4 protein-coding genes and 1 pseudogene are annotated in these 6,188 nt (G+C 76.2%); 2 read left to right on the top strand and 3 right to left on the bottom strand.

The annotated features are described in order from the left end of the window. Window positions 1-105: 105 nt before the first annotated feature. Together RIM90_RS00380 and RIM90_RS00385 are read right to left on the bottom strand one after the other, a co-directional pair. Entirely contained in the window at window positions 106-2,295 is a 2,190-nt protein-coding gene (locus RIM90_RS00380; RefSeq protein WP_309058440.1) for a SpoIIE family protein phosphatase, read from the bottom strand. A gap of 565 nt (window positions 2,296-2,860) precedes the next feature. Continuing rightward, complete coding sequence (locus tag RIM90_RS00385) at window positions 2,861-3,049, bottom strand: hypothetical protein (RefSeq protein ID WP_375165374.1); 189 nt, start codon at window positions 3,047-3,049, stop codon at window positions 2,861-2,863. A 155-nt stretch (window positions 3,050-3,204) separates the two neighbouring features. Between RIM90_RS00385 and RIM90_RS00390 the strand changes: the two genes are divergently transcribed. After that, a complete protein-coding gene (locus RIM90_RS00390; protein WP_309058442.1) occupies window positions 3,205-4,218 on the top strand; it encodes a DUF4232 domain-containing protein in 1,014 nt (337 codons plus the stop codon). Between the two features lie 81 nt (window positions 4,219-4,299). Beyond that, complete coding sequence (locus RIM90_RS00395; protein ID WP_309058443.1) at window positions 4,300-5,283, top strand: DMT family transporter; 984 nt, start codon at window positions 4,300-4,302, stop codon at window positions 5,281-5,283. Window positions 5,284-5,411: 128 nt separating this feature from the next. On the opposite strand, the pseudogene RIM90_RS00400 reads toward RIM90_RS00395, so the two are convergent. Continuing rightward, a pseudogene (locus tag RIM90_RS00400) lies at window positions 5,412-6,188 on the bottom strand (hypothetical protein); the annotation flags it as partial.

Genomic DNA, 6,188 nt, shown 5'->3' on the forward strand with positions numbered 1-6,188 from the left:
CCGGCGTTCCGGCGCACGGTGCGCCGTGCGGGTGCGGCGCGGGTGCCGATCACCGGCCGGCCGCCCGGCGGGCGAGGTGGTGGGCGGCTCGGTCGAGCGCCCCGCTCACGGGCGTGCCTCCGGCCGGGGCCGCCGTCCGGCCCGGTGGGCCGTGGCCGGCGGTCGTCCCGCGGCGGGTGTGCCCGCGGCGCGCAGCAGGAGGACGGTGATGTCGTCGGCGTGCTGGACGCCGCTGCTCGCGGGGGGCAGGAGGCGGTCGGCGAGGTGGCGCGGATCGAGGTCGCCGCCGGTGGCCAGACGCTCGACGAGGTGCTGGGTGGTCCGGGTGGTGTCGGTGCCGGGAATCTCCACCAGGCCGTCGGTGTACAGGGCGAGGACGGCCCCCGGGGGCAGCGCGACGGTGGTGACCGGGTAACGGGCGCGCAGGTCGATGCCGAGGAGCGGTCCCGGCTCGACGGTCAGCACCTCGGCCCGGCCGGGCCCGTGCCGCAGCAGTGGCGGCACGTGTCCCGCGCTGGCGAGGGTCACCTGAGAGCGCGCCAGGTCGAGGTGGACGAAGAGGCAGGACGCCAGCAGCTCGGAGTCCAGGTCCGCCAGCAGCCGGTTGGTGCGGGTCAGCACCTCGTCCGGTGCCGAGCCCGCGGTCGCGTGCGCGTGGATGGCGGTGCGGATCTGGCCGGTGAGCGCGGCCGCGGTGACGCTGTGCCCCTCCACGTCCCCGATGACGGCGGCCGCGGTCGTGTCGTCGAGGCGCAGGACGTCGTAGAAGTCGCCGCCGACGTCGAGGCCGTGTCCGGCGGGCAGCGAGCGCGCGGCGATGTCCAGACCGGGCAGGACGGGCAGGGCGCGGGGCAGCAGGGCGCGCTGCAGTTCGTGGACGAGGCGGTGCTGGGTGTCGTAGAGGCGGGCGCGGTCCAGGGCCTGGGCGATCAGACCGGCCAGGGAGGTCAGGACGGCGCGCTCGTCGGCGGTGAAGGGGTGCGGCCGTTCGTACGACAGGACGCAGCAGCCCACCGGCCGGCCCGAGATGACCAGGGGCAGGAAGGCCCAGGCCGCCTTGTCGCTCATCAGGAACGCCTTCGGGTAGCGGGCGGCGATCTCGGCCCGGTCGGCGAAGAAGGCGGGGGTGCCACCGGCCAGGACGTCGCCCGCGGGGGTGAGGCGCGTGTCCAGGGACAGGGCGTCGAGCCGTTCCACGGCGTCGGCGTCGTAGCCGTGATGGCCGATGATCTCCAGGCGGCCGGCGTCGGCGGCGGACAGCACCAGGCCCTGGGCCCCGAAGGCGGGCAGGATCTGGTGCGCGATCAGCTCGACGACGTCCCGCACGGTCACCGTCTCGGTGAGCGCGGCGGCCAGGTGGACCAGCTGGTACAGACGCCCCGTGGGGGCGGGCGAGTGACGTCGCGCGGTGACGGACGGCGGGTCGTCCGCGGGGTGCTCCGCGCGGGGGGTGACGCGGACGCTGATGCCGCTGGTGTCGGGATAGAGCTCGAAGACCAGCCACCGGTCCGGCGGGCGGTGCGCGGTGAAGGCCACCGGCGAGCGGCTGACCAGCGCCGTGCGGTAGTGGTCCTCGTAGACGGGGTCGCCCAGCCAGGCGAGGGCCTCCCAGGGGCGGGTGCCGAGGAGTCGCTCCACCCCGCGGCCGAGCAGCCGGGCGGCGGCGGTGCTGAGGTAGGTGATCCGGCCCTCCAGGTCGAGGGACATGGCGCCCTCGGGCAGGCGCTCGAGGTAGTCGGAGGCGGCCAGGTCCGTCTGCGCGGGTCGGGTCACGGCGTTCGGCGGGACGAACCGCGGCCGGTCGGACAGGGTCGGTGACTGGTCGGAGTCGTCCAGGAGGCGCGCGAGGTTCCGGGCGCCGGTGGTGACGGCGTGCCGTTCCCGGGCGGTCGGCGGCCTCGGACGGTCGGCGGGCCACATCAGGACGAGGCCGCCCCAGCAGTGGCGCACACCGGTCAGCGGTATCGCGGCCAGCGCGAAGGGGTAGGGCAGGACGGCGGCGGTCCGCGGATACCGCCGGGCCATCTCTTCCTGGCCGTCGATCCAGACGAACCGTTCCTCGCGAACGGCGTCGGCGACGGGCGCCGGACCGGCCGGCGGCAGACGCTGCCACGGGGCGAAGAACTCCACCGGCAGGCCGCACAGCCATACCAGGCGCAGTACGCCGGTCACCCGCTCGGACAGGTAGAGCGCCCCGACCGAGGCACCGGTGCCCCGCACGGTGTCGGCCAGGGACGCCCCCAGGGCGTCGTCCAGTGACGCGGCGCTCAGGAGCGGCTCGTCGGTCCGGGACATGGTGTCCTCCGGTCCGGTGACGGGAGGGCTGCCCGCCCGTCAGGGGGAGTACGTACGCGCCTGCTGTTCCACCAGAGGCGTACGCCGCTCATACCCCGGACGCCGGGCCTGACGCACCGCGTGGGCACATCGCCTCCACACCCTTCACACACCGGGGTGATCCCGGTGGTCTCCGCTCCGCGGCAGCGCGCGGACGAGGTCCTCCCGGACGGTCCGCGGGCGGCGTGACCGCTCGGGTGCGGCGGACCCGGCGATCTGCCGCCGCGGCCGCCGGTCCTCGTGCGGTTCCGCGGGGACGGCCGGCGAGGCGGGACGCACGGCGGCCGGGCCCAGGGCCGCCACGCACACCACGACGACGGTGGCCGTCCGCGGGCGGCGGCGGGACGAAGGGGCATCGGGTCTCCCGAGGACGGGCGAAGCGGCAGGCCCGGCCTGCCCGCCGCGCGCCCCGAAGGCCCGTCGTGCTGCTGCATGCGGCGCAGGACCTCCGCGGGCGCGCCCCTTTCCGGCTCCGCTCACGACGGCGGAGCGACCGGGTCCGCGCGCCGGCGTCGCGGGGGCGGCCTCACAGGCAGTAGCGCACCATCCACTCGTCCGGGTCGTAGGCGTGCCGGGCGGGGTCCGGTGCGGTGGCCGGGCGCTCCTCGACCATGTCCTCCGCCCGGACCGGTTCCGGCAGACGGCCGAAGCGGGCGTGGCGCGCGGCCGCCGCCGTGTCCTTGTCCGTGGCCTCGTTCTCGCGGCTCTCGCGCATGCCCGCCGTCCCCCGGTTCATGACCACTCCCCTCTCCGGCCGGCCGGTGCGCCCCTCGGGCGACACCGCGGTCTTTGCCCAAGTGTCACACGACAGTGCCCGGAAGCATGGCTTCCGTCACAGCCGACGGCGCCCGGTACTGATCGACTTCCCTCATGCGACTCGCGTCCCTCTCCCTGCCCGCCGCCCTCGCCGGCGTCCTGCTCCTCACCGCGTGCGGAACCGAGCAGGCCGCCCGGCCCGGCGCGGGCCCGGCGGATCCGCCGCCGTCCGGGTCCCCCTGCGACGAGCGGTCCCCCGGTGGGCAGTCCCCCGGCGTGCCGCGTACGGCCGGCGCCCCGTCCCTGCCCGGGGATCCCGCCGGTACGGAGCGGGACGGGGTCCGGATCACCGGCTTCGGCGGTGGCAGCCGGGGCTGCGCCCTGTTCGAGGTCACCCATCGGGGCGACGAGCCCTTCACCTACTTCGTCACCTTCGACTTCCTGTCGGAGACGGGAACGGTGCTGGACAACACGGAGGAGACCGTCACGGCCGTGGAGCCCGGCCGGACGGTCGCGGGCAGGATCCCGCTGAGCGAGTCCGCGTCGGGTGCGCGGAACGTGAGCGGGGTGCGGATCTCCGGGGTGCGCAGCGTTCCGGCCGACGAGGCGCCGTCCACGAACGGTCCGTGCCCGGCCTCGGGTGTCCGCGTGTACGCCGACGACGGCGATGCCGCCATGGGCCTGCGGGTCGTTTCCCTGCACCTGGAGAACTGCGGCCCCCGCCCCTACGCGCTGCACGGCTACCCGGACGTGCGGCTCCTCGACGAGGACCACGAACCGGTGGACGGCGTCCGGATCCTGCAGGACGGCAGCTCCGTCGCGTCCGGCACCGGAGCGGACGGCCCTGCCCTGCCGCTCGTACTGGAGCCGGGCGAGGGCGCCCGGGCCGGCCTGGTGTGGCGCAACACGGTGCGGGCGGGTACGCCCGTCGACGCACCCTACGCGCGGGTGCGGGCGAGGCCCGGCACGGACTGGGTGACGGTCGTCCCCGAACTCGACCTCGGCACGACGGGGAGGCTCGGGGTCGGTCCCTGGAAGAAGAAGGAGGAGGCGCGGGACAGCGTCACCCCGGCCGATCCGCCGGCCGGCGCCCGGCCGTCCTTCTCCGGTCCGCCCGCCCTGTCCTGACGCCTCCGCCCCGATTGGTCCGTGACAGCGGGGCGGAAGTGGACCTCCAAGCGGACCGCCGTGCTTCCTAGCGTCGGTGCCATGAACGCCGTCACCACGCGCGGGGCCCTGCTCGCCGCGCTCGCCTGTGTCCTCGTCGGAGGATCCTTCACCGCCAACAGCGTCCTGGGCGCCTACCCGTACGCGGGCGGCCAGTTCCTGCGCTACGGACTGGCCTGGCTGCTGCTCCTGCCCCTGGCCGGGAAGGGGTCGATCGCCAGGCTGCGGTCGCTCGCGCCCCGTCTGTGGGGCCGTCTCGTACTGCTCGCGGCGGTCGGCATGGTCGGGTTCAACCTGGCCGTCCTCGCCGCGGAGCGGACGGCGGAACCGGCGGTGCCCGGCGTCTTCGTGGGCTGCGCGCCCGTGGTGGTCGCCGTCCTCGTCCCCCTGCTGGACGGCCGTCGGCCGCAGCGGGTGGTCCTGTACGGGGCGTCGGCGGTGGCCCTCGGCGCGTTCACGGTGCAGGGCTGGGGGCGTACGGACGGAGCGGGCATCGCCTTCTCCGCGTGCGCGCTGGTCGGCGAGGTGGGGTTCGCCGTGCTGGCCGTGCCGGTACTGCGGCCCCTGGGCCCCCGGCTGCTGTCCGCCGTGGTGTGCGGGATCGCCGCGCTCGAATCGGCGGCGGCCGGGGTCCTGCTCGACGGATCCGCCTGGCTGCGCCGTCCGGACACGGTCGAGACGGCGGCGCTGCTGTGGCAGGCGGTGGTGGTCACCGTCATCGGGTTCGTGTGCTGGTACATGGGCATGCAGCGGATCGGTGCCGAGCGCGCCACCCTGTTCTCCGGCCTCATCCCGGTGGCGGCCGCCTGCACCGCGCCGCTGGTCGGCACCGGGTCCTACGGCCCGGCCCAGGCGGTGGGCAGTGCCCTGGTCGGCGCCGGGGTCGCCCTGGGGTCCGGTGCCCTGGGCACGGCCGCGCGCCCGCGCCTCCCCCGCGCCCTGCGCGGGCCCCGGCGGCCGGCTCCCTCCGCACCGGGCCGGGGCGGCGGTGCGCCGGACGCCGTCGTCGACTCCCCGAGCCGGTGAGGCGGTCCCGTCCCGCCCACGGGCCGCCCGAGGCCGTGCCCGCACGGAAGCCGGGAGGGCGTACGACGGCGGCGGGCCCCGGAAGGGGATCCCGCCGCCGTTCCCGTGACCGGGCGGAAGGCGCCGGGTCAGGTGCGCCGCACCCGGCGCAGCACGACGCATCCGGTGACGACCAGGACCGCGCCCGCCGCGGCGGGCCAGAGCTGGGCGCCGGTCTCGGCCAGGCCGCCGCTCACGGCCTGTGGTTCGGTCCGGTCGCCGGCCGCCGCGTCCTGGCCGCTGCCGCTGGTCGGCGTGCCGGCGCCCGGGGCCTCCTGACCGGCCTCGTCGCCGCCCGTGCCGTTGTCCCCCTTGCCTCCGTCGTCCGTGTGGCCGTCCCCGTTGTTGCCGTTGTTGCCGTTGTTGCCGTTGTTGCCGATGCCGTCCTGGCCGTCCGTGTCTGCGGCCTCGCCGCTCTTCGCCGAGGGCGAGGCGTTGTCTCCGGGCGGTTCGGTGCGCCCGGTCCCGGCACCGTCGTCACCGGAGGGCTCCTCGGTGACCGGCGCGTCGGCCGGGGGCTCCGACGGGTCCTCCTGTCCGCCGTCGCCGGGCCGGTCCGCGCCGCCGGACTGGTTGCCGCCGTCGCCGGGCCGGTCGCCGTCGTCGCCCTGTCCGCCGTCGTTCCCGTTGCCCCCGTCCGGCGCCTCGGGAGTGGCCGTGGGTTCCTGCGGCTCCTGCGGTTCCCCGCCCGGCCCGTCGGCGCCGGAGCCGCACGTGCGGCCGCTGTTGATGCAGTCGGCCATCTCCCGCATCAGGTCCTCGTCGAAGACGTTGATGAAGTCGCCGTGGTCCGTGACCGGCTTGTGCAGCTGCTCCGGGAAGGAGTCCACGGCGAACAGCGGTGTCGTACGCCCGCCGTCCTCCAG

It is taken from the genome of Streptomyces sp. (assembly GCF_031181555.1).
GTDB lineage: Bacteria > Actinomycetota > Actinomycetes > Streptomycetales > Streptomycetaceae > Streptomyces > Streptomyces fimbriatus.

Bases quoted from the DNA above. Each gene is read 5' to 3' on its own strand.
- RIM90_RS00390 (WP_309058442.1), top strand. From the start codon at position 3,205: ATGCGACTCGCGTCCCTCTCCCTGCCCGCCGCCCTCGCCGGCGTCCTG.
- RIM90_RS00385 (WP_375165374.1), bottom strand. From the start codon at position 3,049: ATGCGCGAGAGCCGCGAGAACGAGGCCACGGACAAGGACACGGCGGCG.
- RIM90_RS00380 (WP_309058440.1), bottom strand. From the start codon at position 2,295: ATGTCCCGGACCGACGAGCCGCTCCTGAGCGCCGCGTCACTGGACGAC.
- RIM90_RS00395 (WP_309058443.1), top strand. From the start codon at position 4,300: ATGAACGCCGTCACCACGCGCGGGGCCCTGCTCGCCGCGCTCGCCTGT.